Source organism: Aquitalea sp. USM4, assembly GCF_004328945.1.
In the GTDB taxonomy this organism is placed as follows: domain Bacteria; phylum Pseudomonadota; class Gammaproteobacteria; order Burkholderiales; family Chromobacteriaceae; genus Aquitalea; species Aquitalea pelogenes.
Map to the genome: position 1 here is coordinate 4,112,513 of NZ_CP029539.1, position 25,852 is coordinate 4,138,364.

Consider the following 25,852-nt stretch of genomic DNA (forward strand, 5'->3'; position numbering starts at 1 on the left):
CGTCAAATCGCTCAGACATTGCAGGCGCTTAAAACCTCGCCCCGGCCACCCGTCGGCATGCTTGACGGGACCAGGGGTGGCATCGGTACGGTAGTTATTTGATGGGGGAAATGGATTTATTCGGGAGTGTTTCGCGGTGGATCGCCCCTTTGGGGCATCCACCCTACGGAGGCGGCGCGTAGGGCGGATGCCCCTGCCTTACCGGGGCGTTCCGCCGTAGTTCAACTATCGCCAAAGAAATCTCCCGAAAACAGCAGAGCCATTTTCTGCTCTGAAACACCTGTCGGAGCTGCCCCAGTCCCGTCAGCGCGAGCCGTCGCAGATGTGCCGCTCAGGGTTTTAAGCGGTCGGCTGTCCGCAGCGGCGCGACGGTAGCGCGCCGCAAGTTCCGGCCGCGCCCTGAGCGGTGCGACTGGGGCGGGAATTCGACGCGCTGCGGGTCGCCTTTTCTTTGGGTACTTTCTTTTGGCGAAGCAAAAGTAAAGTACCTCGACGGCGGGGCGAGACCCGCGAAGTTTTCTTTGCCTTTTATTTTCAAGTTGTTTTTGATGTCATCAACACAAGAAGTGTCACTAATGTTCTCGCACACCCGTCCACCATGTTTCCGGTCTATGCAGGGGAAGCAAATGAAATTGCCTCGATAGTGTGGCGAGATGGCAATTGGGTTTTGCTGCTGGTGTTTCGTTGGAAGATGCTGGCTAGAAATCCGCTACGCGGATGATGATTTGCATTACCTCTTCCGCACGGCGGACGCGAAAAAGGGCTTGCCTGGCCAAGCCCTCCTTCACCTCCAACGTCACCCCACAAGAATGGCCTGCGGCTATCCCGGCCAATTCTATTTGTTGCTCGGCAACCAGCGCATCCAAGTCTCGTTACTGAGATAGACCGGCACAATCAGAAAAACAACTCCACCGGAGGAGCCTGTCTCTCGCATCACCAGTGAACCGTCTGTAGTGCGAGAAAAATAGCGACGTAGTGCATTCTGTCGTCCGAATGCCCCATCACCAGCCATGAATCGACCCGGGGTTTCAAAAACCAGCAGGCCTTTTTCACACTGAAAATCCGTACCACGCTGCAATGAGATGGTGGCCCCAGGTCCGCCATCTTTCGCAGGATATGAGATCTGCAATCGTCCTTCACGTACGCCCTGTAACTCAATTTCGCGCAAATCGGGAAGCAATGACCGGTCCGGTATTGAAGATGGTGGCAACTTGCTATAGAGGGACTCACACTGACGGGCCTGACAATCAGAATTGTTAACCTGGTAGCGGCCAGATAGGTCAGGGCACTCCTTTTGATTCAAGACCATCGGCGACCAGTAACGTGGATAGGGTTGCGACTGGGTGGAGCAAGCCGTCAGCAGCAGAGCTGCCGCTATCATGCAAAGAGGTATTTTGAAAAGGTAACGTATGTTCACGGGCATTCCGAAGCCTTTGTGTAGTCTCGCAGCGGTTGCAGGGTTGCAGGAGAACTTGTCCCCATGAGTCTGGATGCGATCAGCTCACATAAACCGTTCTGCTCAGTCATTTCGAATTCGTAGTCCTTGTTTGCTTCTGGTTTGAAGGTGAGAGCCTGGGTGCGACACCCCCCCCACCTTGCTGCCACTGTCAAAGGTTCATCAGCTGTAAATTCATATTCGCGGTAAAACGCCTTGCTCCCGATAAGATCTTTGTCATGCAGATGCATTGAACTATTGGTTTCAGGCATGCCAATGCCGATACTTCCGACGGTGCCAAGCAAAGAGGCAAGCCCGGATCCGAAGCCGCCAGAAACAGACTCACCCCCCTTCAGACCAAACAAGCCATCCTGATAGCAGGTACGGTTTCGATAAAAACTCAGGTCTATGCCGTTTTGACCAAAAAATCGTATCCGTGCCTTGCCTTCAGGCAATGTAGATGGATTGCCATCGGCTACCGGGGCAATGATGGTCGCAGAGTCAGGTGCAGCAGCAAATGCCGGCACATCATTAACAAGCAGATAGAAGGCCAGACCTGCGAGAAATATCTTGATACCACATAACATCATTACACACTTCCCCAAAGGACATTTTCAGTTATTGCAATTCAAAGCAACCTGACCATCTTTCACATACCCAGCATATTCAAGCCCCCAAGGTCCTGGCTTGTTCGACAATTTCACATAATTAAAGCTTTCCGGGTACTCTATGTAAAGATTGAAATCCGGGAATTTCTTATTTTCAAATATCCGACCTCCTCCGCCATCTAATAACTGATAGCTTGAAAGGCATCGACTACCATTCGCCCAGTCAAAAACAGTCAGCACAACAACCCCATTTTCCAATCCAAGATATACAGGTGCAACGCTGCCAATCCCTGCGAACTCAAAGTCATACTGCCCTCCGCGGTAAGAAAATTTAACGCTTCCTCCTGTCTCGTGGTTCCCATCGCAGGGAATCCACGATGGGCATGACATTTCTGCCATTCGCTTGACAAGCACAACATCTCCACCCACTCTCACCTCTTCCGACCATACCACTCTCATATCGAAATATGCTTCCACAACCAAGCAAAACAGCAACACCAACAAAACAATAATTACTTTATTAGCAAAAACCAAACCCGAGAACCATTTTCTTACATACATGGCTAATTTTATCAACATTTAAATTGCCCTTACAATACAATAAGATACAAATCAAAACAGACCACTAATAACCATGTAAAAACCCTACTGACAGCCAGCACTCCTAACAAGCAACTCAGCCATCGTTGCAATTTTTAAATACTGAACAAAAATCCGCCCCTCCTCTTTTATTCTGGTTATTTTCTTATCGCGCAATGTCAGATCATCCATCGTGTCATTTCTAATACCCGGCCCCAAATTAGTCAGCCTTCCCACCAGTCGAGCATCCAGCTTCACCTGCTGCCATTGACCATCCTGTTCAATAAACTGGGTATAAGGCTGATAGGGCTTCCCCAGTGCCAACATGCGCTCACAGGTATAAGCGGTAGCCACAACAAGCCATCTGCCATCCGGGTAGCGATCTATCAGAATTGGCACATAAGGCTGTATCCAGACAGGCGGGGTATGCTCTACTGTCCCTCCATCCACCATTAATACCCACTCCATTACTTCCCCACCGCCCTCGCCCCAAGGGCCCACGCCATTTATCCAGTTAAAATTCCTTACCGAAATGACTTGTCCGGATTCCAGCTGCACCTCTTCCTTCCAGTTAACTGGCCACCATGCCCGGATCACCATGCCGCATACAAGCAATGCAATAAATACCTTTGCACTGCGCTTTTTGTCTGCCAATAGCCACTTCCATATTTTTTGCATGATTTTCCAATTAAATAAAATCAGTGTATTTGCGCATCAGCGATGTATTTCGTTTAGCCGCATTTCGGCGGATCGCCCCTGTGGGGCATCCGCCCTACAATAACAAGCACCCCCTGCGCTTGCCAATCACCAGCCACCCGCGCAGGTCATGGCCATTCAGCCCTGGCCTGGCTCGATATCGGTGATGGGCAGTTTGTTCATCACCTTTATTTCCCTGAGCGAGATATTGCTGCGGATGCTGAACACCCCCGGTAATTTGCGCAGTACTTTCTCGACAAAGCGGCTGTAGTCATCCAGGTCCCGTGCGACCACTTGCAGCAGGAAGTCGGCTTCGCCGGTGGTGTTATGGCAGGCCAGTATTTGCGGGCAGGCCTGGATGATGCGTTCGAATGCGGCGGTGGCTTCTTCGCTGTGCTGGGTGCAGACAATCTGCACAAAGGCCATCACCCCTATTCCCAGTTTGCGTCGGTTCAGTACCGCTTTGTATCCCTCGATGACCCCCAGCTCTTCCAGCCGTTTCTGCCGTCGCCAGCAGGAGGCTTCGCTCATGGCAAATTGTTCGGCCAGCTTGGCGTTGGACAGGCGGCCATCCTGTTGCAGCTTGTCGGCGATGGCGAGGTCTACTTTGTCGAGGTCGGTCATTTTGAAGAAATCCTTCACCGGGTAGTTGATGACTGAAATCCTATTTCAGATTACGGCTTATTCCAATGGCAATCTGACAGGTAATTTCTGGGGAAACGTTCACAATAAATGCACCATTCCACTGAGGAGTACTGCATGAAAGCCATTGTTTACGAATCGTTTTCGGCCCCGCCGCAACTGACTACCGTGCCGGACCCGACGCCGGATAACAGCGGTGTGGTGATCCAGGTGATGGCAACCGGCGTGTGCCGTAGTGACTGGCATGGCTGGGTTGGCCACGACCCGGACATTCAGCTGCCGCATGTGCCCGGCCATGAGTTTTCCGGGGTGGTGACGGCGGTTGGCAAGCAGGTGGGCAAATGGAAGATTGGCGATAGGGTCACGGTGCCGTTTGTGGCTGGTTGTGGCCATTGCCCGGAGTGTCATTCGGGTAATCATCAGGTGTGCGACCACCAGTTCCAGCCCGGCTTCACCCACTGGGGTTCGTTTGCCGAGTATGTGTCCATCCATCAGGCGGACATCAATCTGGTGGCCTTGCCGGAGTCGCTGGATTTCACCACTGCCGCCAGCCTGGGATGCCGTTTTGTGACATCGTTCCGCGCGGTGGTGGATCAGGGCAAAACCTCGGCCGGGCAGTGGGTGGCGGTGCATGGCTGCGGTGGCGTTGGGCTGTCAGCCATCATGATTGCCAATGCCATCGGGGCGAATGTGATTGCCATTGATATTTCGGACGACAAGCTGGAACTGGCGCGCAAGCTGGGGGCGGTGGCCACGGTGAATGCCAGCAAGGTGCCGGATGTGGTTGAAGCGGTGATGGACATCAGCCGCGGTGGTGCGCATGTGTCACTGGATGCGCTGGGCCATCCGGTCACCTGCTTCAACTCGATCAGCAATCTGCGCAAACGCGGCAAGCACGTGCAGGTGGGTCTGATGCTGGGCGAGCACAGCACCCCGGCCATTCCGATGAGCAAGGTGATTGCGCACGAGCTGGAAATCCTGGGCAGCCACGGCATGCAGGCGCATCGTTACGATGCCATGTTCGCCATGATGGCTGCGGGCAAGCTGGCACCGGAGCAACTGATTGGCCGCACCATCAGCCTTGAGCAGTCGATTGAAGTGCTGATGAATATGGACAGGTTCGAGGTGGCCGGGGTAACGGTGGTGACGGAGTTCTGACTCCCCGTCAGCCTGCTGCTTGCGGTCATGCAACGCATGGTGGATCGCCCCGCCGGGGCATCCACCTTATGCCAGGGCCAGCAGGGCTTCAGTCAGCTCGCGCAACTTGGGGCTGTGGCGGCCGGGCTCGGGCATCACCAGAAAATAAGCCAGCGTGCTGGTGGTCATGGCGGCAAAGGGCATCACCAGCTCGCCGCTGGCCAGCCGGTCTTGTGCCAGGCGCGGGTCTCCCAGTGCAATGCCGTAACCCAGTACCGCAGCCCCGGTGGCGGATTCCAGCGAGTCGAACTCGACATGCCGCCCTGCCATTTCCCCGCTGCCATATTGCCGCCACCAGCCCTGCCACGCTTGCTGGCCGGCATCGGCATGAATCAGGCAGTGCTGCTGCATGTCGGCCGGGCTGTGCAACTCGCGCGCCAGTGCCGGGCAGCACATCGGGGTAAGGTGTTCGGCAAACAGCCGTTCGGCATGCAAACCATGCCACTGGCCGTCGCCGCGCACCAGCATGGCGTCCAGCTCGGTGCCGGTGAAGTCGGGGGTATCGCTGATGGAAGTGCTGATGTCGACGCGGATGCCGGGCAGCAACTGTTGCAGGCTGTCCAGCCGTGGCAGGAACCAGCGCAGTGCCAGCGTGGATGGCAGGCGCAGGCGAATGACTTGCTGCTGCCGGCTGGCCAGCTGCGAAAACGCGGACAGCTCGGCCAATACCCGCCGGGCAATCTGTTGCAGTTGCTCGCCTTCCGGGCTCAGCTGCATACCGCTGGCGCTGCGCCGGAACAAGGCTAGCTGGTAGTACTGTTCCAGTTGCTGGATCTGGCGGCTCACCGCGCCCTGGGTGCGGTGCAGCTGGGTGGCGGCACGCGACAGGCTGCCCAGCTGGGCAACGGCGACAAACGCCTGCAAGCCCATGATGGATGGCAGGGGTTTGGTCAGTTCGCCAAGCAGGTATGCATCCGCTGCATATCCGGCTTCAGAATTTGTCGATATTCGGCTCATGGGCAAATGGCTAAGGTGATGACTCACACCAAACAAGGAATACAGCAATGTCCGGTATCGATACGGCGCAGTACGCAGCCAGGCTGACAGACTACCTGCAGGCACTTGAACAGAGCAATGTTGACGGGGTGGTCGCCCTGTTTGCCCCGCAGGCCACCATTTATTCTCCCCTGTTGGGATGGGTCAGCCCCGCATCGTTTTACCGCAAGCTGGCCGAGGCTTCCGGCAACAGCAAGATCACCCTGCTGGACCTCTTCCACAGCAGCCAGGGCAGCCGCCGAGCCACGGCTTATTTCCGCTATGACTGGGTGCTGAAAGACCAGAGCACTGTCAGCTTTGATTGCGTGGACGTGTTCGACTTCAATGCGGATGGCCTGATTGAAAAGCTGGTCATCATCTACGACACCCACACCATCCGTGCCGACCTGGGCGACCGCTTCAGCCCGGATTGACAGGCCACACACCACGCCATGGTGGAGCGCCCCGCCGGGGCATCCACCTTCCCCGCCGGTTACGCAGGGCGGAAGCCCCAGGATTTAGCGGGGTGTTCCGCCGCAACACGTTCATCCCGGCCCATGCCGGCTCAGTCGACAAAGCGCAGAACATGAGGCCATAGGCAGAAGCCCGCACGGCGCAGGAAGCATCTGCGTATAATCCCCACTTCGCCCTCGGCCCATGTGCTTGAGGGCGGTGTTTTTTCCTGGCACTCCGTCGCGACGAAAGTAAACGCCGGGCTACCGCTTTTCGCCACCCAAACCTTGCAGCACGGCATTCCCTCATGATCATCCTGAAAAACGTGGCCTTGCGTCGCGGCACCAAAGTCCTGCTGGACAACGCAACTGTCAGCATCAACCCCGGCGAAAAAGTCGGCCTTGTCGGGCGTAACGGCGCGGGCAAGTCATCGCTGTTTGCCGTGCTCAACGGCAATCTGCACGAAGACGGTGGCGATTTTTCCATTCCCAGCCAGTGGCGCATGGCGCAAGTGGCGCAGGACATGCCGGAAACCGCCCAAAGCGCCACGGAATTCGTGGTGGAAGGCGACCTCACCTTGCTGGCGGCACGGCGCGAAGTGGCCGAGGCCGAAGCGGGTGAAGACTACATGCGCATGGCCCACGCCTATACCGCGCTGAATGATGCCGGCGAGCATGACGCACCGGCGCGGGCACAGGCGCTGATTCTGGGCCTGGGTTTCAGCGTGGCGGAGCTGGATCAGCCGGTGAACAGCTTCTCCGGCGGCTGGCGCATGCGCCTGCAATTGGCGCGGGCGCTGATGTGCCCTTCCGACTTGCTGCTGCTGGACGAACCCACCAACCACCTGGACCTGGACGCACTGGTTTGGCTGGAAGCCTGGCTCAAGCAATACAGCGGCACCATGGTGGTCATCAGCCATGACCGCGAATTCCTGGATGCCGTCACCAACGTCACCCTGCATATCGACCACGGCAAGCTGGTGCGCTACGGCGGCAATTACAGCAAGTTCGAGGACATGCGTGCCGAACAGATGATTCTGCAGCAGGCGGCACAGGCCAAGCAGCAGGAAAAGATGGCCCACCTGCAAAAATTCATCGACCGCTTCAAGGCCAAGGCCAGCAAGGCCAAGCAGGCGCAAAGCCGGGTCAAGGCGCTGGAACGCATGGAGAAGATTGCGCCGGTACTGGCCGATGCGGAATTCCAGTTTGAATTCAAGGAACCGGGCAGCCTGCCCAACCCCATGCTGACCATGTCGCAGGCATCATTCGGCTATCCGGCAGCGGCAGATGCACCCGCAGGCACGCCGCCTACCGTGATTGTCAAAGGGGTGAACCGCTCGGTGCTGGCCGGCCAGCGCATCGGTATTTTGGGGGCCAACGGTCAGGGCAAGTCCACGCTGGTGAAAACGGTGGCCGAAGCATTGAAAGCCACCAGCGGCGAAATCATCCGCGGCAAGGGCCTGAGCATCGGCTACTTCTCGCAGCAGGAGCTGGACGTATTGCGCCCGGAAGACGACCCGTTGCAGCACATGCTGCGCCTGGTGCGGGAGACGCCAGCCCAGCTGCGTCCGCCCGCCAACGACTGCCGCGAGCAGGGCTTGCGCAACTTCCTTGGCACCTTCAATTTCAGCGGCGACATGGTCAAGCAGGCGGTGGGCAGCATGAGCGGCGGCGAAAAGGCCCGGCTGGTGCTGTGCATGATTGTCTGGCTGCGCCCCAACCTGCTGCTGCTGGATGAACCGACCAACCATCTGGACCTGGCCACCCGCGAAGCACTCAGCGTGGCACTCAACGAATTTGAAGGTTCGGTGATGCTGGTCAGCCACGACCGCGCCCTGCTGCGCGCCGTGTGTGACGAGTTCTGGATGGTGTCGCGCGGCGGTGTCAGCGACTTTGACGGCGACCTGGACGACTACCAGGTTTACCTGCTGGCAGAAGCCAAGCGCCGCCGTGAAGAAGCGGCGGGCAAACGCCAGACAGCAGCATAAGCAAGGCCTTGGCGGCTGGCCCGGCACAGGGCCATTGCCATGACCCATGCATATGAACCAGAATCGCGGCATGCAAATCATCAAGGACCGCCAGATGTCAGTCAGCAAGGGCTTTCGCCGGTATGGCACCATCGCAGTGATTACAACAGCATGTGCAGCCGGGCCTGCTGTTGCCGACAACAGCGGCATGCTGGCTGCCGGTCATTACCGGGTGGAAGGTGCGTGTTCGCAAACCTTCTATCTTGGTGCCAAAGCCCGGCCCCAATGTGACCATTATCTGGGCATCAGTGCGGATGACCCTGCCAGGCCCATTTTCATCTTTCCGCTGACCGACGGCGGCGGCGCATGGTTTTTTGTCACTACCGGGCAGCATGCAGGCAGTAGCGGCCGCACCAGTTATACGGTGGGCAAGGTTTACGACAAGGCGCTGAATGCCGAATTTGCCTACCCGGCAGGCGAATGCGAAATGACCGCTGGCCCCGGCGTACGCTGCACGGTATGGAAGGATGAAAGCCGCAGCACACCGGCACGCGAGCTGATTTTCACCGGCACAGGCAACTGGATGCGCACCCGATGAAATACCAGCGCAGCCAGCCTCATCCATCATCCGCAGGGTTCTGAACCACACCAGCCAGCAACAAGCCACTGCTGGCACCCCTCTTCGCCCGACACCACACCCCGTCCGTACGCGGGGTGTTTTCCTGTTCAGCCATCCATCGATTCATGGCCCGACCGGGCTGCACTTTACCCTGTTGCAACAGCCGGCTTTCCGCCTGAAGCATGCAGCAGGGGCAATTACCATGCGGCAAATAATGTCAATGACAACTTGGTGGGGCTTGCTTTGGCTTGGGCAGCAACTAGAATGAACAAGAAAGTAACAATTAATACAGTTTAAATTAATATCATATTAAATATCCAAGGGGCATCATCAAACTACCGATGTGGTAGCGGGGAAGTCTTCTTGCTGCATCCGGCTGCCAGTACAAGCCGGGGATACAGGTGGGCCAGCCGCACCAGCACGCCAAGGAAACCATCATGCAGCCGACTACCTTGCACTGCGCGCGAAACAGCCTGTTTCTTGCCGCACTGTCCTTGTCTTTTCCCATGCAGGTTCACGCCGATATCAGCCTGGAAAGCCTGCAACAACAGATCAGCGATCTGGCACAGACCAACCGCCAGCAGGAACAGCGCATACGCCAACTGGAACAGCAGCTGGCAGGACTAAACCGCCGTGATGGCCAGGCAGCTACCACAAGCACCGGCAATAACGGTGCTGGCAGCAGAAGCCCCGGCCCCGATACCCCGGCAAACGCCATGGCCATGGCGGGCAACAATGGCCCGGCTCTGCCGGTGGTCAGTGAAGTGCCCAAGAGTGTGGAAGACATCTATCAGGAAGCCAGCGGTTTTGCCCCCGGCAAGTTCTCCATCGAACCCAGCTTCACCTACACCCATTACGACACCCGCGAGCTGGTGCTCAATGGCTTTCTGGCGCTGGACTCCATCTTTCTGGGCAATATCAACCTGGACAAGGTGGTGAGCGACAGTCTGACGCTGGACCTCACCACCCGTTACTCGCCCAGCCCGCGCTGGCAGCTGGACATTGACGTCCCCTGGATAGCAAGGGACGCCACTTATTTTTCAGGCGGGGCTGGCGGGTCTGCCAGCACGGTTTCCCAAGGCTCGGTACGTCAGGGGCCTACCCTTGGCGATATCAGTGTCGGGCTGGGTTACAAGCTGGTGGAAGAAAACGCCGACTGGCCGGATGTGGTGTGGAGCTTGCGCGTGAAAGCCCCTACCGGGCGCAGCCCTTATGGCATCAAGCTGGTGCAATCGGCCGGTAACAACAATCTGTCCATGCCTGACCGGCTGCCCACCGGCAATGGCGTCTGGGGCATCACCACCGGCCTGTCCTTCGTCAAGACGGTGGACCCGGCCGTGCTGTTTGCCAGCGTGGGTTACACCCATTATCTGGATGGCCATTTCAGCGACATCAGCCCCACGGCAGGGGTGACCCAGCCGGGTGACGTGCGGCTGGGCGACAGCTGGAACTGGGGCGCCGGCATTGCCTTTGCGCTGAACGACAAGCTCAGCCTTGGCCTGTCCTATTCACAGCAGATCGTCGGTCAGGCGAGGGTGCGGCAGCAAGGCAGCGGCTGGAGCAGTGTGGTGGGCAGCAGCGCCAATGCCGCCAACCTGAACCTGGGCCTGACCTATGCCTACAGCAAGCGGCTGTCCATCATTCCCAATCTGTCCCTGGGCATGACACCGGACAGCCCCAACTATGCGTTTTCGGTGAAATTCCCCTACCGCTTCTGACGGAGCCGGCAATGAAATCGAGCAAAACATTGCTGGCGCTGGGGTCGGATGCCTTGCACCCCGTGCTGCAGGACTTGCACCAGCAGCACTGGCACATCACCCACCTGCACGACATACAGCAACACAAACCGCGACAGGCAGGCCCCTTCAGCGCAGGCCTGCTGTTACTGGACAACAAGCTGCAACGCAAACTGGACCTGCTGCAACAGCTGGGCAGTCAACTGGATATGGAATGGGTGCTGCTGACCGACCGTCAGCAGCTGGAGCACCCGGCGGTGCGCAGTTTCATCAATGACAGCTGTTACGACTTCCACTGCCTGCCGGTGGAGAGTGCCCGGCTGGCGGTGACGCTGGGGCGGCTGCACGGCAAGACCAGCCTCCGGCGGCATCTGCAACAGGAAGAAGCACCGGCGGAAGGCAAGCAGCTGGTGGGCGAACATGCCTGCATACGGCGTTTGCGGCAGGAAATCCGCCGCCTGGCCCGCGTCAATGTCACTGTCCTCATTACTGGCGAGTCCGGCTGTGGCAAAGAGCTGGTGGCCCGCTTGTTACATCAATACTCCGACCGGGCCGACGGCCCCTTCCAGGCAGTCAACTGCGGTGGCCTGCCGGTCAATCTGGTGCAGTCGGAATTGTTCGGCCACGAGCGCGGCGCGTTTACCGGCGCCTCGTCCGGCCGGATAGGCCGTATCGAGGCTGCCCATAACGGCACGCTGTTTCTGGATGAAATCGGTGACATGGCGATAGAAGCGCAGGTCAACCTGCTGCGCTTCCTGCAGGAGGGCACCATAGACCGGCTGGGTGACAATCGCAGCCGCAATATCGACACCCGAGTGGTGTCGGCCACCCATGTCGACCTCCCCACGGCAATCAGCAGCGGTCGTTTCCGGCAAGACCTGTACTACCGCCTGTGCGTCTGCCAACTGCATTTGCCGCCCTTGCGCGAGCGGCGTTCCGACATCCCCCTGCTGGCCAGGCACCTGCTGGCACAAAACGCCCAGCGTCTGGCTTTGCCAAATAAACGGCTGTCGTACGAGGCAATGGCCATCATGTTGCAACATGACTGGCCGGGGAATATCCGCGAAATGTCAAACCGCATCAGCCAGGGGCTGGCCATGGCCAGCGGCAAGGTCATCCGGCCCCAGGACATGGGGCTGGGCGGCATTGCCGTGCCGTCCCAGCGCAACAGCCTTTGCGCCATCCGCGACAATGCCGAGCGCGAGGCGGTGGAAATGGCGCTGGAGCTGCATGGACAGAACAGCAGCAAGGCAGCGCGCGAGCTGGGCATCTCGCGTGCCACCTTGTACCGTCTGGTCAAGAAATACGGGATAGGCCTCAGCAACTAGCCCGGGCTTGCTTCGCTCAGGAGAGATGCAGGCCGGTAATGGTCTCGCCGGTAGAAGTGTGGACCAGCACGGTTTCAGTGCAAGCCGATGCCGGACATCATGCTGCGGCTGGGCATGATGAAGTTCATCAAGCCTGCCTGTGGCTGCAACACCAGCTGGATATGCAGGGTGTTGCTGGTGACGATGCCGTTACCCGTCAGCCGCGAGAACTGCACCAGTTGGCCCTGCCCCAGCGATTGCCCCATCTGCCCGGCACTGCCCATGTCGATGCTCACGTCCAGTTGCCCGTTCACGCTACTGCTACCCTGGGCACTGGCTTGCCAGCCCGCCGGCATGCCGGCCGACGCTGCACCGTCATTGATGTCGATGGTGGTGACATTGCGTGACACATTGCCATTACCGGCTTGCTGGTTGACCTGCACCATGCCCTGCACCGAAGCCAGGCCGCCAGACAGGCTGACAGCGGCAGGATTGCCCGTACTCCCGCCCAGCGTATAGCGATTGATCACCGGTACGGCACCGGCCTGGGCGGTAAGCTGGACACCAGCCCCCTGCACCACACCGGCGGCATTTTGCCAGGTACTGAGCATCTGCACGCCAAAACGCACAATCTGCCCGGCATCCACATAACGCCCGCGCATGCTGTCGAGCACAGCGTCATCGACATAGGCCAGCATGGCCTGTGAGGGCAAGCTGCAACCCAGCAACAACAGCGCCGGCACTACCGTAGTCAAGGTACGCATGTGCTGCTCCCTGCCTTTGCCCGGCAATCCTGCAACCCTGCCGGCACAGGCTATAAGAAATCACTGTAAAGAAAACCGTATTCCACCAGATCGGCCGGCGACACCGGGGCCATGTTCACCATCAGCTGGCGGGCCGACAAGGGGCTGGGAAACTGGCGCAACGGCCCTTGCGGCCGGTAACCCGGCCCGGCCACTGCCAGCAATACGCCATTCCACTGCCGGGTGAAGTCCGCCATGGGAATGGCACGGTTACCCAGCGCAGGGTCTGCCACATACACGGTGTCGCGCGTGGCCATCTTCAATACCACAAAGTGCTTGTAGCCATTGATGTCCAACATGATCAGCGCCGGGATGCGCAATGCAGGCAGGCGTTCGGCACCACTGACAAAACCACTGGCGCGCAAGCCCAGCACATTCACGTAATGCTTCATGTCCAGCATGGAAAAACCCTGCTGGCGGACCACATCGGGATTGGCACCGGCCATCATTCCGGCAATGACCTGTTGCTCGTTCAGGTCCAGGCCGAATCCGTAGCGCAGCAAGGTGGTAAGCGCGGCGGCACCGCAACTGAAATCGGTTTTTTGTTCCACCACATAACGAAAGCGCAACTCGCGCAGGCTGTGCACCTGCTTGTATACATTACCGTCGCCGGTGTAGGCAGGCAGTGCCATGTCGGCGGCCTGGGCAAACTGCCCGCCACCGGAACAGAACAGCAAGAGCGGAATGGACAACAGCAAGCGGATGGGAAGTTTCATGGTCACAAACCGGCAGCACGGCCACAGGACTGCGCTGCCGGTCTCTCCGACGTTAGTGGGTTGCAGCAACCGACAGGCTGTTGACCTGCTGGTTGGACAAGCCTGCGGCATTGTTCAGGCCCACATTGCCACTGATGTTGTTGACCGAACCGGAAATGCCCGCCGTGCTGTTAAGCGGGAAGAAAGTGGTAACCGAAGTACCCTGATTGACCTGGGTGCCACCGGCAGAAGCCGTGGCCAGCACTGCGGCACTGGCGGACGACAGGGCAACATCGTTCTTTTGCTGGTTGCCGGCACCGGCTGCATTGTTGACACCGGCATTACCCTGGATGTTGTTCACCGAGTTGGTGACGCTGGCATCCATGCTGTTGGACGTGCCGCGCATCGGCTCGGCAAAGGTGTAGGTGTTGCCGTCATTCAGCTGCTCGAAAGAAACGGAAGCGGCTGCACCACTCTTTTTGCCGGATACCGAAGCAATGGCAACATTGTTGGCTTGCTGGTTGAAGTAGCCGGACGCATTGTTCACCCCGGCATTACCCTGGATGCCGGTGACACTACCCTTCACCGTGGCCTTGGACGGGTCAGTCACATTCAGCCTGTTATTCAGGTTCTTCTGTACATCATCCACCCGGGCCGAAGCCAGGGCATCTGCCTTGGGATCGAACACTTCGTAAACGGCAATGCCTTCCAGATAGGCGGTGCCGGTCAGGCTGACATTGGTATTGTTGTAAGTGTTGGACAGATTGTTGCTGATCTTGCTACTGGTGGAAGACGACGGGTCGTCAGGGCGGTCTGCCCCTCCGGCATAGGCTACGCCACACACACCAACAAGAGCGAGGAAAAGCACTTTTTTCTGCAGCATTGCGGTCATGATTATTCTCCAGGCGATTTGCTTGAATGCCGGTCATCACCATGCGGGTGACAGCCGGTACTGCTCACGGATTGGCCCATTGCACGGCCACTACATTGACAGCCTGATTGTGGCTGCCAGCAATCTGGTTCAGTTGCACCAGCCCCCGGCTACCCTGGAAGGCGGTTGCGGAAATATCGGTCTGGCTGTGGCTGCCATCCTTGACCACTGCCGGAGCGCTGCCGGCGGTACTGGCCAGCAGGCTGTCGGCAGCCGCCGATGGCAGCGTTGTCGCCTGCGGCCGGGGCGACAGCGCCAGGCTCAGGGCATTCAGGGACTGGTTGTCATTACCGGCGCTCTGGTTGATGGCCATCAGCCCCTGACCGCCAGAGAAAGCCGCACCGGAAATGCTGGCCGTGGCATCCGTCGTGGTGGTGGTGGTGGCCGCCGATGGCTGCCGCAACAGGGCGACACTGGCATGGCTGGCCGTGGTGGATACGGCCAGGGCCTGCAGATTGCCCTGCTGGTTGGCGTTACCGGCCGCCTGGTTCACCGCCAGTATTCCGCTGGCTGACTGTCCGCTGTTGTCGATCACAGCCTGCTCGGCGTGCGCCAGCGCATGCCCCAGGCAACTGCCAAGCCACAACAATTGCAGGATTCGCATATTGCCTCTCCTAGTGCGCCAGCCCGCTCAGGGGCTGAAAACCGGTCTGCAGCTGCTGGCTGATACCTGTTGCAGCAAGCCCGCCACCACTGCCACTCGCCCCAGCGGGCCTGGCAGCACCGGCACCGGTGACAGCGGCAAATGCCGTGACAGAAAGACCTTGCAGTTGTGCGCTCTGGCTGCCCACGCTGCCATGTACGGCACCCAGTACCATTTCGCCAGCCTGGCTGCTGATGCTGTCGACTTGCCGGGTGGCACCGACAATCACCACCGCAGGAGATGCGCTCACCTCGCTGACATCAGGACTGGGGTCGCCATGACGGATGGCACTGCGGCTGGGCACTTCCCTGCCGATGATGATGTCGCCATCCCCCGCCGCCTGTACCAGCCCATGCAGGGCTGAGCCGGCCAGAAACAGCAGAACCAGTTGCTGGATATTCCGTTTCATCATCAGCTCCCGTCGGCTTTGACCATGCCCCCTCTAGTGCAGAAAGCATGCCAGGCGCGCCAAGGTCTTATGACATAAGGGAAATTCCGCTTTCCCATGCCATCGTGCTTGGCCACTTGTGTCAGGGATGAAACAGAAACCGGCAAACAAGCCGCAATACCCGCAGCCGGGCAGCACAAGACAGCTGAAATACAGCTCTGGAGGCTGGTATTCGCTGGGCAAGACCACCCATCCCGCCTGCGCTGGCTGTATCAATCCTGAGAAATGCTGTTTGCGCCGAAATGGGAATGATGCGGCAAGGTGATCGCCCGCTGGCGGGGAACGACCACCCTGCGTCAGAGAAGGATGTGGCGCGGTGGCGAAGCTTGTGGCCTGGGCAGCCGACAGCGCTCCGGCAAGGTGGCGATGTTTTGCAGGAGGTTGGCCGTTCTGGAATGAGGGACTAGCGCCGGAACGGGTCGGCCAGCTCACGTCCATGCAAAAACTGCGGGTCGGTCAGCGTACCCAGAAACGCAATGATGTCCTGCTGTTCCTGGCGGCTCAGTTCGATATTGCCGATCAGCTCGCTCTTGTAGGGATTCAACCTGCCATCGCCCTGGTATTTTCCATGTGCAATCCTGCGGCCACCGGCGGCATAAAAGGCCAGTACGGCGGTTAAATCCGGCAGGCTGCCGTCATGCATGTAAGGTGCGGTAACGGCGATATTGCGCAGGCTGGGGGCGCGGAACTTGCCCATGTCCTCGGCCAGTCCGGTCAGCTCGTACACCCCGCGGTTACCCTCGGGAAATGCCCCCTTGCCGTCCAGGTTGTACAGCCCGGTGTTATGGAACAGCATTTCTTCCAGCCGGGTTTTGACTGATACGGTCTGGTCGCTGAAATTGAAACCGCCATGACAGTGAAAACATTCGGCCTTCTCGCCAAAGAACAGCGCCTTGCCGCGTAGCTCGGCGGCGCTCAGCCGGGCGCGACCTTGCAAGTAGCGGTCGTACCGGGCATTGCCCGACACCATGCTGCGCTCGAAGCTGGCAATCGCCCGGATGATATTGCGCCAGCTGATGGGTGCAGCATCCTGCGCAAAGGCCTGACGAAACAGACGCCGGTAGCGCTTATCCGCCTGCAAGCGTTGCAACACCCGCTGCTTGTTGCTGTCGTTTACTCCCATCTCCACCGGGTTTTCCCCGAACAAGGGCACGCTCATCTGCGTTTCCAGGCTGGTAAGTGCCGGATTGGCCCAGGTATAGCTGGCATTCCAGGCCACGTTCATCAGTGCCTGGGCACTGCGGGCGGTGTACTCGCCGGTGGAGCCGCGCGACACCGGCAGGCCATCGGTAAATGCCAGCCGCTGGATGTGGCAGCTGGCGCACATCAGCTTGCCATTGCCCGACAAGCGCTTTTCGTAGAACAGATAATGCCCCAGTTCGACTTTGGCCTGGCTCATCGGGTTATCTGCCGGCACCACCGGGGCAGCAAAACCGGCTGGCAAGCTGTCCGCCGCCTGTACGGGCGCAAGGCAAAGCAAACCCAGCAAGGCAAGCCCTCTGCATGCCCTGCGCATTCCGCACCCTCTTGCGCTCTGCTTCATGGCTTTTGTACCCGGACAAAGGCTGGCGATGTCTGTGGCAGCAGGGGCTGTCCGCGCCGATCTCCCGCCTCCAGCTGTATTTGCAACTGAGCAAACAGTGGCTTGCATTCCGGGTCGTCCATGCTGCTCATGCAGCCACTGGCCCCGCCCTTGTCCTCGGCCAGATTGCTGTCCGCCAGCAGGCGGGCCACATCCAGCACCAGATGGTCTTGTGCCGGGTCGAAATCCGGCAGCATCACGCTGACCCGGTTAGGGCTGAGGCAATGCACGGCACCGGCCTGGGCCGGGTTGCCACTACAGCCGGTGGAGCCCAGATGCAGCGTCCACACCGCTGCGCGGCCATTGCTGCGGGCCAGCCCGCCTTCCGGCAACAGTTCCAGCTTGATGAATTTGCGCCCCACCTGCCAGCTCCAGGCCATGGAGGCACGGTCCAGCGGAGCATCGGCCAGCTCGAAATTGCCATGATTGAGTGATACAGCCTGCCCTTGCGGGTCCAGACCTTGCACCGGTACACCGATGGTGAACAGCAAGCCACGGTAGTGCGCGGCAGGCACTTCTCCTTGCACGGTGTCATGCACTGGCCCGGTGGCTCCGGCGTGACAGCTGCCGCCACCGGGGACAAAGTCCAGCAAGGCAACATCATGCGACTGCCAGGCATCCGCATGCAGCTGCACTGCTTGCAGCTGGCCGTCGTCACGAATCAGGCGGATGTCCGACAGATAAAACTTGGCATCTTTCAGCCGGGTGGGCACGGCAGGCTGCCCCAGCGGCAACGCCGGGCTGGCACAGGAGAAGGCCTGCGCGCCGGCTTGCAAGGCAAAACGCAGGGCGACTTCCTGCCCGGCAGCCAGCCGTGGGACTGACAGCAAGCAGACAGTCAGCAGGCCGGTATGGAATAAACGCAGCAACATGACAGGACTCCAGCCAGGGGCCAAGGCCCCCGGCTTGCGGGCTGGCTTAGTACTTGCCGCGCAGGGTCAGCATGACATTGCGCGGTTCGCCATAGAAGTTGTAGATATTCGGCGTGCCAACCGAGGCGTAGTAGCGGGTATCAAACAGATTGTTGATATTCAGCGCCAGGCTGTAGTTCTTGTTGAACTGGTAGCCGATACGGGCATTGGCCACCACGTAGCCGCTGTTCACCACTTCGTCCGACCAACCACGCGAGCTTTGCGCACGGCTTTGGGCAATCAGCCCGCCACCCAGCGAGTAACCCTTGAGCCAGCCGGTATCGGCAAAGGTGTAGTTGCTCCACAGCTTGAACTGGTTGCGCGGGGTCTGGATCGAGTAGGTCTTGCCCTGGTTGCTGGGGTCGGACAGATACTTGGTGGTCATGTAGGTGTAGCCGGCCGTCACGTCAAAGCGGCTGTTTACCTTGCCCTGCACTTCCAGTTCCACCCCTTGCGATTCGATTTCCCCTGCATTCAGGTAGTAGTTGGAGCTGGGATAGGCCGGGTCGGCATAGGCGCGGTTCTTGTCGCGGATATTGAAGAAAGCCAGGGTTGCGCCCAGTCTGGAATCCAGAAAATCTCCCTTGGCACCCACTTCATACTGGCGGCCTACGCGCGGGTCCAGCGTGGAGCCGTCGGCCTTTTGCTGGGTTTGCGGCACAAAGATATTGGCGTAGCTGGCATACAGCGTCACTTGCTGGCTGATGTCGAACAGCAGTCCGGCATAGGGCGTAACGCGATTGCTGGCCTTGGCCCCGTCTTTCCAGTCGGTGACGGCAGACGGGGCAATATTGTGCGATTTGGCCAGGAAGGTGGTGGTGCGCGCACCCAGCAGCAGGGTGGTGGCATCGCTCAGATGCAGGCGACCCTGGGTGTAGAAGCCGCTTTGCCGGGTATTGCTTTCGCTGCCCGAGGTGTAGTTGATGACCGGCTCGGCCAGGCTGCTGCCGCTGGCATAGTTCACACCCGAATAAGTAGGCCCGCGACCGGAACGTCCCTTGCTGTTGTACTCATCCACATTGAAGCCCAGCAGCATGTCATGCTTGCGTCCCCACATTTCCAGCGGGCCGGACAGGCTTACGTCCATGCCGTCGCGGGTATAGGTGTAGTCACCGCGCATGGTGCTGTAGTTGATGGTGTTGGTCAGCGGATTAAGGCCGGACGAGGTGTAGGCATATTTGTAGTACAGCTCCTGCACCCGATGGTTCACATTCAGTTTGGCGGCCCATTCATTGCCAAACTTGTGTTCCAGCGCGGCGGACAATTCCTGCGTGTTGTAGCTGGTACGTCCCCAGTCCGGGGCATTGAAGGTGGAGGGTGATACCTTCAGCAACTGGTAGTGACCGCTGCTGTCGGTGGTGGTGTAAGTGGGCAAGCCGGACCATGGGTCCTTCACCGTCTGGTTCTGCCCGGTATAGCTGATGTCAAAGGTGGTTTGCGGGCTCAGTTCAAAACGCAACATGCCGGACAGCAGCCACTTGTTGCTGTGGGTGTGGTCGTAGAAATAGGCACGGTCTTCGCTGCTGGCAATCAAACGCCCCTGCACACTGCCGCTTTCATTCATGGCACCGGTGACATCGCCTACCAGACGGTTATTGCTCCACGAGCCGGTACTGGCTTCCCAACTGGCGGCAAAGTCCTTCTGCGGCTTTTTCTTCACCAGATTGACAATGCCACCGGGCTCGCCTACCCCGCGCAGCAAACCCGCAGGGCCGCGCAGCACTTCGATGCTTTCATACAAGGGCAGGTCAAACTGGTGCGAGGGCGACAGGCCGTTATAGGACGTCACCCCGTCATACATCACCCCTACCGAGTTGTAACCGCGGATCAGGTACTGGTTGCTCAGGGTGTCGTTGGCAATGACAGTGACACCGGTAGCCTGCTGCATGGCATCGGCCACCGTGGTCATGTGCTGGTCTTCCATTTGCTGCTTGCCTACCACCGATACCGAGTTGGCAATCTCGCGCAGGCTGACCGGCTTTTTGCCAAAAATGGCAGCCTTGTCGGCCTTGTAGCTGTCCAGTGCAGTGGCAGTCACCAGCACTTCCGGCATCAGCTGTGCATCCGTACTATTGCCAGCGTTGACAATGATGTAGCTGCCGCTGGCGGTTTTCCGGGCTTGCAAGCCACTGCCTTGCAACAGGTGGGCCAGCGCCTGTTCGGCGGACATGGAGCCATTCAGCCCGGCCGTGGTCTTGCCCTCCAGTACATTGCTGGCAAACAGCAGTTGCAAGCCGGTTTGCCCGGCCAGGCCGGTGAGCGCGGATGCCAGGCTTTGCGGCAGAATATTTACGGTCACATCCTGTGCCAGTGCGGCAGTGGTAAACAGGGCGGAAACCAGCACTGCCAGTCCCAGCGATTGATGGCCTTGTTTCATCTTCGTTTCTTTGTTTTGAGAGTTCATCACGGACAAGAAGGAAGACGAAGCAAACGGCAAAACCCTGACATGGTTCAGCAATTATTTTTTGCCAGTCAGCAATATGCCGCCATCGGCCTGCTGCTCTGCCTGCAAGGGCAGCATGGTGGTGAGCATGTTCAGCAAACCGTCACGGTCGTCGCCTTGCACGCTGCCGCTAAGCAAGAGGCTGGCCAGTGACGGGTCCGCCAGCCGCCAGACCTGGGCCGACTGCCCATTCACCGCCAGCAGCAAATCCCCCAGTGGCAGGTGGTTGAAGGTCCAGGCTTCCCCCTGCCAGTCAAAGCTGCCTGCAGACAAGGGCCCTGTCAGATGCTGGCCCTGATAACGGGCCTGTTGCCCGGCACCCAGTTGCAGCACCTGACCGGCAAGGCGCAACTCCACCTGCCCTTGCCGCACGTGGACGGCCACCTGATCCCCACTGCGCAGCACATCAAACTCGGTGCCGATGTCACGCAGTTCACCTGCTCCAGCCAGCACGCGCAGCGGGCGCGGGTTGGGTGCCACCCGGATGCTGGCCATGCCCTGCTCCACCACCAACTGCCGTTCGCCCCAGCGGTAGTCCACCCGCACCCGGCTATGGCCTCCCAGTGTCAGCTTGCTGCCATCGGCCAGGTATTGGCTGCTGCCCTGGCCATAGGCGGTGAACAGCGCAGACTGCACCGGCAAGTGCAGCAGGGTCCAGCCCCCTGCCACCAACAGCAACAGACAGGCCAAACGTCCGGCCCGGCCCCTTCGCCGTGCGCGGGTATTGGCCAGCTGGTCCATGGCACCCCACAGCCGACACTGGGCGGCGTATTCCTGGCGGTGTTCTTCCGCGGCATCATGCCAGCGCTGGAATTCGGCCTGCTGCTGCGGGCTCAGCCCTTCTTGCTGGCGCAACAACCAGCGGGCTGCCTCTTCCCGCAACTGCCGGACGACTGCATCCGGCGCAGGGCTCATGCCCACTCCACTTGCTGGCGCAAGGCCAGCATGGCGCGGATCAACAGTTTTTCCACGGCGTTGAGGCTGATGCCCAGTTCTGCTGCCAGCAGCTTTTGCGGGATGCCATCAAACCGGAAACGCATAAACGCCTGCCGACAGCGTGGCGGCAGGCTTTCAATTGCCAGCCGCAGTTGGGCCAGCTGCTGACGGGCCAGCACAATGCGTTCGGGAGAAGGCGCGGCACAGGCCTGCTGCTGGCAGGACTCCAGCGGTACCATCCACCCTGCATGGGCAGCCTTGCTGCGGTAGTGGTCAGTCAGCAGGTTACGGGCAATGTGAAACAGCAAGGCACGCGGCTGGCGCAGGCTGTCCAGCGCGTTGTCGCTTGCCAGGACACGGGCAAAGGTTTCATGGGCCAGGTCGTCGGCCAGGGCGGTACTGTCTACCTTGCCACTCAGGTAGCGGCGCAGTTCGACAATGTGGTTCAGATACAAAAAAGTGATGTCGGCAGAAAAAGGCATGGCAATAGCCAGGCTGGCAAATCCCGACATCATAGACAGCGAGCACAGGCTGCACCATGTGGCAAATTGTCACAGGGTAATCAGTTACCGTCCTCTGCCTCCAGGGGCTGTAGTGCCCCACCCCGGCCAGACAGAGCCTGCGCCACCGGAGGCGGATGCTTGGCCAGCATGCGCTGCAAGGTGCGGCGGTGCATGCCCAGCGCACGGGCGGTGGCAGAAACATTGCCGTTGTTTTCCAACAGGATGCGCTGCACGTACTCCCAACCCAGCCGCCGTACCGACACCGGCCGTGATGAAATGGGCAGCTCCGGGTCTGGCTCGGCCTGTTCGAAGGCCTGCAGAATGTCATCCACCGAAGCGGGCTTGGACAGATACTGGGTGGCACCCAGCTTGATCGACTCCACCGCCGTGGCAATGCTGGCATAACCGGTCAGCACCAGAATGCGGCTGTCACTGAAATGGTTGCGCAAGGCTGGCAGCAGGTTCAGCCCGTTCTCCCCTCCCAGGTTCAAATCCAGGATGATGCGCTGGCAACTATCCGCAGCATGACTCAGCGCCTCGCGGCCATTATGTGCCAGCAGCACATCCAGCTGACGCCGCCTGAGGGTGCGCGCCAGTACCTGGCAAAAATCGACATCATCATCCACCAGCAACACACTCATGTGTCACTCCTTCATCCATGCCTGACACACACAACACAGGCAGCAACACCAACAGCACAAAAGCGACGCAGCACATGCCGCGTCGCCCTGTACAACACTTACACTGAATCAGTCATCGTGATGCAGGTTTTCCTCGATCACCGCATTGATGACCCCCATGGCCACGGCCAGCGGCAGCCCCAACATCCAGGCGAAATACCACATGATTTTGTCCTTTCGCTTCAGTAAACACTCTTGCTGTTGGTACGGATGTGCTGCTCGGTCACCTTGCCGCGCATCACGCGGTAGCACCAGGCGGTGTAGCTCAGCACGATGGGGGTGAAGATCAGCGCGGCCCAGAACATGGTGTTCAGCGTCATCTGGCTGGAGGTGGCATCCCAGGCAGTCAGGCTGGAACGCGGGTCCGAGCTGGATGGCAGCAGGAAGGGAAACAGGCTGACACCCGCCGTGCCGATCACCCCGGCCTGCACCAGGCTGGAAGCGATAAAGGCCAGGCCCGCCTTGCGCACCAGCGCCAGCGACACTGCGGCAGCGGCACTGACAATGCCCAGCAGCGGCAGAGCCATGGTCAGCGGATAGTGCTGGTAGTTGGCCAGCCAGGCCCCGGTGGCACGCACCACGGTTTTGGCCAGCGGATTGGACTGCGCCGCCGCTTCGCCACCGGCGGTAATCACATAGCCATCCAGATGGCCCACCCACAGCCCGCCCAGCACAAACAGCACGATGGTCAGCACGCCAGACAGCATGGCCGCAGTACGGGCACGTTCCGCCATTTTCTCTTCAGTGCGCAGCATCAGGTAGGTGGCACCTTGCAGCAGGATCATGCTGGCCGATACCAGACCGCACAGCAGGGCAAACGGGTTGAGCAAGGCCCAGAAGCTGCCTTCGTAGAACACGCGCAGGGTGTCGTCAAAATGGAAAGGCACGCCTTGCAGCAGATTGCCGAATGCCACGCCAAAGATGACCGGCGGCACGAAACCACCGACAAACAGGCCCCAGTCCCAGAAGGCACGCCAGCGCGGGTCTTCCACCTTGCTGCGGTAATCAAAGCCCACCGGGCGGAAGAATAGCGACCACAACACTGCCAGCATCGCCCAGTAAAAGCCGGAAAAAGCCGTGGCATAAACAAAGGGCCAGGCAGCAAACACGGCGCCACCGGCAGTGATGAACCACACCTGATTGCCGTCCCAGTGCGGGGCGATGGTGTTGATCACCACCCGGCGTTCGGTATCGCTGCGGCCAACAAAGGGCAATAGCGCACCCACGCCCATGTCGTGACCATCCATGATGGCAAAGCCGATCAGCAACACGCCCACCAGCAACCACCAGATAAATTTGATTGTCGGGTAATCAAACATGACTCAAGCCTCCTTGCCAGCCAGTTGCGGCTTGCCGTGGGGTGCAGATTCTTGGTGATAACGACCGGTACCCAGACTGGCCGGGCCCAGACGGGCGTACTTCACCATCAGGAACATCTCGGCAACCAACAGGCCGGTGTAGAACAGCACAAAACCGGTAAGCGAAGCCACCACACTGCCCGCCGTCAGCGAGGAGGTGGACAGGTGGGTGGGCAGCAAGCCATACACCGTCCACGGCTGGCGGCCATACTCGGCCACCACCCAGCCCAGTTCGGCAGCAATCCACGGCAGCGGAATCCACAGCAGCGCCCATTTGAGCAGCCAGGTCTTGCCGGCAAAGCGGTTGCGCAGCGAGAACCAGAAGGCGCAGCCAAACAGCAGCAGGAAGCTGAAGCCCAGGCCCACCATCAGGCGGAAGCTCCAGAACATCGGTGCCACATTGGGGATGGTGCTCCAGGCCGCCTGGTCGATGATGGCCGGCGTGGCGGCGCGTACATCAGTCACATATTTTTTCAGCAGCAGGCCAAAACCCAGGTCGCCCTGATTCTTTTCGAAGGCTGCACGCAAAGCGGCATCCTGCGGTGCCTTGCGCAGTGCTTCCAGCGCAATGACTGCTTGCTGGCCATTCAGAATGCGCTGCTTGTTACGCGCCACAATCTGGTTGATGCCAGGAATTTCCTTGCTGGTGGAGCGGGTGCCAATCAGGCCCATCACATAGGGAATACGGATTTCGTAGTGATTGGTACGATTGTCCTGGTCCGGGATGGCAAACAAGGTCAGTGCGGCCGGTGCGGCTTCGGTATTCCAGATGCCTTCCATGGCGGCAATCTTGGTTTGCTGCGATTCCGCCACGGTGTAACCGGACTCATCGCCCAGCACAATCACCGACAAGGCCGACGCAAAACCGAAGGCCGCAGCAATGCGGAAGCTGCGACGGGCAAACGGCAGGTCACGGCCTTTCAGGATGTACCAGCTGGAAATACCCAGCACAAAGCAGGCGGCAGTGACATAACCGGCGCTGACGGTGTGGACGAACTTGGCCTGTGCCACCGGGTTGAACACGATGTCCCACATCGAGCTCATTTCCATGCGCATGGTCTGGTAGTTGAAATGCGCGCCTACCGGGTCCTGCATCCAGCCGTTGGCAATCAGAATCCACAAGGCGGACAGATTGGAGCCGATGGCCATCAGAATGGTCACCAGCAAATGTTTGCCGCGCGACAACCGGTCCCAGCCAAAAAAGAACAAACCGATAAAGGTGGATTCCAGAAAGAAAGCCATCAGGCCTTCAATGGCCAGCGGGGTACCGAAAATATCCCCGACATAATGCGAGTAATACGCCCAGTTGGTACCAAACTGGAATTCCATGGTAATACCGGTAGTCACCCCCAGCGCGAAATTGATACCGAACAACTTGCCCCAGAAGCGGGTCATGTCACGGTAGATTTCCTGCCTGGTAATGACATAGGTAGATTCCATGATAACCAGAATCCACACCATCCCCAGTGTTAACGGAACAAACAGAAAGTGATACAGGGCAGTTACAGCAAACTGTAGCCGCGATATATCTACCAGTGCTTCATTCATGGTGCTACCTCCTCGTGTTGCAACCAGTGCGTGGCTGCCTTGGTCGGCACAACAGCCGGCCGTTCACGGAAAAATGCCGACCACAATACGGCCAGCAGAATCAACTTCACCAGCAATACCAGGACAATATCCCGGCGATAATTTTTTTTGTCTTTCAT

General features: G+C 59.2%; 27 protein-coding genes. 6 read left to right on the forward strand and 21 right to left on the reverse strand.

The genetic code is table 11. The annotated features are described in order from the left end of the window. Positions 1-835: 835 nt before the first annotated feature. The 5 genes from DKK66_RS18850 to DKK66_RS18870 all read right to left on the reverse strand — a co-directional run bounded on the left by DKK66_RS18850 (position 836) and on the right by DKK66_RS18870 (position 3,942). Positions 836-1,417: a hypothetical protein gene (locus DKK66_RS18850; protein ID WP_131360508.1), complete on the reverse strand. Its 582-nt coding sequence runs from the start codon at positions 1,415-1,417 to the stop codon at positions 836-838. After that, entirely contained in the window at positions 1,414-2,025 is a 612-nt protein-coding gene (locus tag DKK66_RS18855; protein ID WP_131360510.1) for a hypothetical protein, read from the reverse strand. Before DKK66_RS18855 ends, DKK66_RS18850 begins: the two co-directional genes overlap by 4 nt. A gap of 24 nt (positions 2,026-2,049) precedes the next feature. Beyond that, positions 2,050-2,622: a hypothetical protein gene (locus DKK66_RS18860; RefSeq protein ID WP_131360512.1), complete on the reverse strand. Its 573-nt coding sequence runs from the start codon at positions 2,620-2,622 to the stop codon at positions 2,050-2,052. Between the two features lie 66 nt (positions 2,623-2,688). Next, on the reverse strand, positions 2,689-3,300 hold the full coding sequence (locus tag DKK66_RS18865) for a hypothetical protein (RefSeq protein WP_131360514.1): 612 nt from the start codon (positions 3,298-3,300) through the stop codon (positions 2,689-2,691). A 156-nt stretch (positions 3,301-3,456) separates the two neighbouring features. Continuing rightward, positions 3,457-3,942 carry an Lrp/AsnC family transcriptional regulator gene (locus DKK66_RS18870; protein ID WP_131360516.1) on the reverse strand — a complete coding sequence of 162 codons (486 nt, stop codon included), beginning with the start codon at positions 3,940-3,942 and terminating at the stop codon, positions 3,457-3,459. A 135-nt stretch (positions 3,943-4,077) separates the two neighbouring features. On the opposite strand from DKK66_RS18870, the gene DKK66_RS18875 reads away from it, so the two are divergent. Beyond that, positions 4,078-5,118 (forward strand): zinc-dependent alcohol dehydrogenase family protein, encoded by a 1,041-nt coding sequence (locus DKK66_RS18875; protein ID WP_131360518.1) that lies wholly within the window; start codon positions 4,078-4,080, stop codon positions 5,116-5,118. 66 nt (positions 5,119-5,184) lie between these two features. On the opposite strand, the gene DKK66_RS18880 is transcribed toward DKK66_RS18875, so the two are convergent. Further along, the gene (locus DKK66_RS18880) at positions 5,185-6,114 is read right to left on the reverse strand and encodes a LysR substrate-binding domain-containing protein (RefSeq protein ID WP_131360520.1); all 930 of its coding nucleotides are present in this window, start codon (positions 6,112-6,114) and stop codon (positions 5,185-5,187) included. Between the two features lie 47 nt (positions 6,115-6,161). On the opposite strand from DKK66_RS18880, the gene DKK66_RS18885 reads away from it, so the two are divergent. The 5 genes from DKK66_RS18885 to DKK66_RS18905 all read left to right on the forward strand — a co-directional run bounded on the left by DKK66_RS18885 (position 6,162) and on the right by DKK66_RS18905 (position 12,234). Further along, a complete protein-coding gene (locus DKK66_RS18885; protein WP_045848214.1) occupies positions 6,162-6,566 on the forward strand; it encodes a nuclear transport factor 2 family protein in 405 nt (134 codons plus the stop codon). A gap of 326 nt (positions 6,567-6,892) precedes the next feature. Further along, the gene (locus DKK66_RS18890; protein ID WP_131360522.1) at positions 6,893-8,572 is read left to right on the forward strand and encodes an ABC-F family ATP-binding cassette domain-containing protein; all 1,680 of its coding nucleotides are present in this window, start codon (positions 6,893-6,895) and stop codon (positions 8,570-8,572) included. A gap of 70 nt (positions 8,573-8,642) precedes the next feature. Further along, on the forward strand, positions 8,643-9,149 hold the full coding sequence (locus DKK66_RS18895; RefSeq protein WP_165494234.1) for a hypothetical protein: 507 nt from the start codon (positions 8,643-8,645) through the stop codon (positions 9,147-9,149). A gap of 458 nt (positions 9,150-9,607) precedes the next feature. Continuing rightward, positions 9,608-10,888, forward strand: coding sequence for a transporter (locus DKK66_RS18900; RefSeq protein WP_131360526.1), 1,281 nt, complete (start codon positions 9,608-9,610; stop codon positions 10,886-10,888). 11 nt (positions 10,889-10,899) lie between these two features. Beyond that, positions 10,900-12,234 (forward strand): sigma-54 dependent transcriptional regulator, encoded by a 1,335-nt coding sequence (locus DKK66_RS18905; protein ID WP_131360528.1) that lies wholly within the window; start codon positions 10,900-10,902, stop codon positions 12,232-12,234. Positions 12,235-12,308: 74 nt separating this feature from the next. On the opposite strand, the gene DKK66_RS18910 is transcribed toward DKK66_RS18905, so the two are convergent. The 15 genes from DKK66_RS18910 to cydP all read right to left on the reverse strand — a co-directional run bounded on the left by DKK66_RS18910 (position 12,309) and on the right by cydP (position 25,852). Next, positions 12,309-12,977, reverse strand: coding sequence for a hypothetical protein (locus DKK66_RS18910; RefSeq protein ID WP_131360530.1), 669 nt, complete (start codon positions 12,975-12,977; stop codon positions 12,309-12,311). A gap of 50 nt (positions 12,978-13,027) precedes the next feature. Beyond that, positions 13,028-13,732 (reverse strand): C39 family peptidase, encoded by a 705-nt coding sequence (locus DKK66_RS18915; RefSeq protein ID WP_082086585.1) that lies wholly within the window; start codon positions 13,730-13,732, stop codon positions 13,028-13,030. A gap of 52 nt (positions 13,733-13,784) precedes the next feature. Then, positions 13,785-14,603: a hypothetical protein gene (locus DKK66_RS18920; RefSeq protein WP_131360532.1), complete on the reverse strand. Its 819-nt coding sequence runs from the start codon at positions 14,601-14,603 to the stop codon at positions 13,785-13,787. A 64-nt stretch (positions 14,604-14,667) separates the two neighbouring features. Further along, on the reverse strand, positions 14,668-15,246 hold the full coding sequence (locus DKK66_RS18925; RefSeq protein ID WP_131360534.1) for an adhesin: 579 nt from the start codon (positions 15,244-15,246) through the stop codon (positions 14,668-14,670). A gap of 10 nt (positions 15,247-15,256) precedes the next feature. Next, positions 15,257-15,697, reverse strand: coding sequence for a hypothetical protein (locus tag DKK66_RS18930; protein WP_131360536.1), 441 nt, complete (start codon positions 15,695-15,697; stop codon positions 15,257-15,259). Positions 15,698-16,136: 439 nt separating this feature from the next. Further along, complete coding sequence (locus tag DKK66_RS18935) at positions 16,137-17,384, reverse strand: MbnH family di-heme enzyme (protein WP_370302687.1); 1,248 nt, start codon at positions 17,382-17,384, stop codon at positions 16,137-16,139. Next, the gene (locus DKK66_RS18940) at positions 17,273-18,187 is read right to left on the reverse strand and encodes an MbnP family copper-binding protein (protein WP_131360540.1); all 915 of its coding nucleotides are present in this window, start codon (positions 18,185-18,187) and stop codon (positions 17,273-17,275) included. Before DKK66_RS18940 ends, DKK66_RS18935 begins: the two co-directional genes overlap by 112 nt. Before the next feature lie 46 nt (positions 18,188-18,233). Beyond that, positions 18,234-20,603 (reverse strand): TonB-dependent receptor, encoded by a 2,370-nt coding sequence (locus tag DKK66_RS18945; RefSeq protein ID WP_131360542.1) that lies wholly within the window; start codon positions 20,601-20,603, stop codon positions 18,234-18,236. A gap of 81 nt (positions 20,604-20,684) precedes the next feature. Beyond that, a complete protein-coding gene (locus DKK66_RS18950) occupies positions 20,685-21,584 on the reverse strand; it encodes a FecR domain-containing protein (protein WP_131360544.1) in 900 nt (299 codons plus the stop codon). Further along, a complete protein-coding gene (locus DKK66_RS18955; RefSeq protein ID WP_131360546.1) occupies positions 21,581-22,087 on the reverse strand; it encodes an RNA polymerase sigma factor in 507 nt (168 codons plus the stop codon). The genes DKK66_RS18950 and DKK66_RS18955 overlap by 4 nt, the downstream gene beginning before the upstream one ends. Positions 22,088-22,167: 80 nt before the next feature. After that, a complete protein-coding gene (locus DKK66_RS18960; RefSeq protein ID WP_131360548.1) occupies positions 22,168-22,749 on the reverse strand; it encodes a response regulator transcription factor in 582 nt (193 codons plus the stop codon). Between the two features lie 108 nt (positions 22,750-22,857). Continuing rightward, complete coding sequence (gene cydX / locus DKK66_RS18965; RefSeq protein ID WP_082693332.1) at positions 22,858-22,953, reverse strand: cytochrome bd-I oxidase subunit CydX; 96 nt, start codon at positions 22,951-22,953, stop codon at positions 22,858-22,860. A 17-nt stretch (positions 22,954-22,970) separates the two neighbouring features. Beyond that, positions 22,971-24,107, reverse strand: coding sequence for a cytochrome d ubiquinol oxidase subunit II (cydB, locus tag DKK66_RS18970; protein WP_131360555.1), 1,137 nt, complete (start codon positions 24,105-24,107; stop codon positions 22,971-22,973). Between the two features lie 3 nt (positions 24,108-24,110). Next, on the reverse strand, positions 24,111-25,694 hold the full coding sequence (locus DKK66_RS18975) for a cytochrome ubiquinol oxidase subunit I (RefSeq protein ID WP_131360557.1): 1,584 nt from the start codon (positions 25,692-25,694) through the stop codon (positions 24,111-24,113). Continuing rightward, positions 25,691-25,852 (reverse strand): cytochrome oxidase putative small subunit CydP, encoded by a 162-nt coding sequence (gene cydP, locus DKK66_RS20250; RefSeq protein WP_165494235.1) that lies wholly within the window; start codon positions 25,850-25,852, stop codon positions 25,691-25,693. Before cydP ends, DKK66_RS18975 begins: the two co-directional genes overlap by 4 nt.

Bases quoted from the DNA above. Each gene is read 5' to 3' on its own strand.
- DKK66_RS18950 (WP_131360544.1), bottom strand. From the start codon at position 21,584: ATGAGCCCTGCGCCGGATGCAGTCGTCCGGCAGTTGCGGGAAGAGGCA.
- DKK66_RS18865 (WP_131360514.1), bottom strand. From the start codon at position 3,300: ATGCAAAAAATATGGAAGTGGCTATTGGCAGACAAAAAGCGCAGTGCA.
- DKK66_RS18945 (WP_131360542.1), bottom strand. From the start codon at position 20,603: ATGAAACAAGGCCATCAATCGCTGGGACTGGCAGTGCTGGTTTCCGCC.
- DKK66_RS18870 (WP_131360516.1), bottom strand. From the start codon at position 3,942: ATGACCGACCTCGACAAAGTAGACCTCGCCATCGCCGACAAGCTGCAA.
- DKK66_RS18955 (WP_131360546.1), bottom strand. From the start codon at position 22,087: ATGCCTTTTTCTGCCGACATCACTTTTTTGTATCTGAACCACATTGTC.
- DKK66_RS18920 (WP_131360532.1), bottom strand. From the start codon at position 14,603: ATGACCGCAATGCTGCAGAAAAAAGTGCTTTTCCTCGCTCTTGTTGGT.
- DKK66_RS18860 (WP_131360512.1), bottom strand. From the start codon at position 2,622: ATGTTGATAAAATTAGCCATGTATGTAAGAAAATGGTTCTCGGGTTTG.
- DKK66_RS18900 (WP_131360526.1), top strand. From the start codon at position 9,608: ATGCAGCCGACTACCTTGCACTGCGCGCGAAACAGCCTGTTTCTTGCC.
- DKK66_RS18935 (WP_370302687.1), bottom strand. From the start codon at position 17,384: ATGCAAGCCACTGTTTGCTCAGTTGCAAATACAGCTGGAGGCGGGAGA.
- DKK66_RS18880 (WP_131360520.1), bottom strand. From the start codon at position 6,114: ATGAGCCGAATATCGACAAATTCTGAAGCCGGATATGCAGCGGATGCA.
- DKK66_RS18940 (WP_131360540.1), bottom strand. From the start codon at position 18,187: ATGTTGCTGCGTTTATTCCATACCGGCCTGCTGACTGTCTGCTTGCTG.
- DKK66_RS18910 (WP_131360530.1), bottom strand. From the start codon at position 12,977: ATGCGTACCTTGACTACGGTAGTGCCGGCGCTGTTGTTGCTGGGTTGC.
- DKK66_RS18930 (WP_131360536.1), bottom strand. From the start codon at position 15,697: ATGATGAAACGGAATATCCAGCAACTGGTTCTGCTGTTTCTGGCCGGC.
- DKK66_RS18925 (WP_131360534.1), bottom strand. From the start codon at position 15,246: ATGCGAATCCTGCAATTGTTGTGGCTTGGCAGTTGCCTGGGGCATGCG.
- cydP (WP_165494235.1), bottom strand. From the start codon at position 25,852: ATGAAAGACAAAAAAAATTATCGCCGGGATATTGTCCTGGTATTGCTG.
- DKK66_RS18855 (WP_131360510.1), bottom strand. From the start codon at position 2,025: ATGATGTTATGTGGTATCAAGATATTTCTCGCAGGTCTGGCCTTCTAT.
- DKK66_RS18905 (WP_131360528.1), top strand. From the start codon at position 10,900: ATGAAATCGAGCAAAACATTGCTGGCGCTGGGGTCGGATGCCTTGCAC.
- DKK66_RS18885 (WP_045848214.1), top strand. From the start codon at position 6,162: ATGTCCGGTATCGATACGGCGCAGTACGCAGCCAGGCTGACAGACTAC.
- DKK66_RS18895 (WP_165494234.1), top strand. From the start codon at position 8,643: ATGCAAATCATCAAGGACCGCCAGATGTCAGTCAGCAAGGGCTTTCGC.
- DKK66_RS18975 (WP_131360557.1), bottom strand. From the start codon at position 25,694: ATGAATGAAGCACTGGTAGATATATCGCGGCTACAGTTTGCTGTAACT.
- cydX (WP_082693332.1), bottom strand. From the start codon at position 22,953: ATGTGGTATTTCGCCTGGATGTTGGGGCTGCCGCTGGCCGTGGCCATG.
- DKK66_RS18875 (WP_131360518.1), top strand. From the start codon at position 4,078: ATGAAAGCCATTGTTTACGAATCGTTTTCGGCCCCGCCGCAACTGACT.
- DKK66_RS18960 (WP_131360548.1), bottom strand. From the start codon at position 22,749: ATGAGTGTGTTGCTGGTGGATGATGATGTCGATTTTTGCCAGGTACTG.
- cydB (WP_131360555.1), bottom strand. From the start codon at position 24,107: ATGTTTGATTACCCGACAATCAAATTTATCTGGTGGTTGCTGGTGGGC.
- DKK66_RS18915 (WP_082086585.1), bottom strand. From the start codon at position 13,732: ATGAAACTTCCCATCCGCTTGCTGTTGTCCATTCCGCTCTTGCTGTTC.
- DKK66_RS18890 (WP_131360522.1), top strand. From the start codon at position 6,893: ATGATCATCCTGAAAAACGTGGCCTTGCGTCGCGGCACCAAAGTCCTG.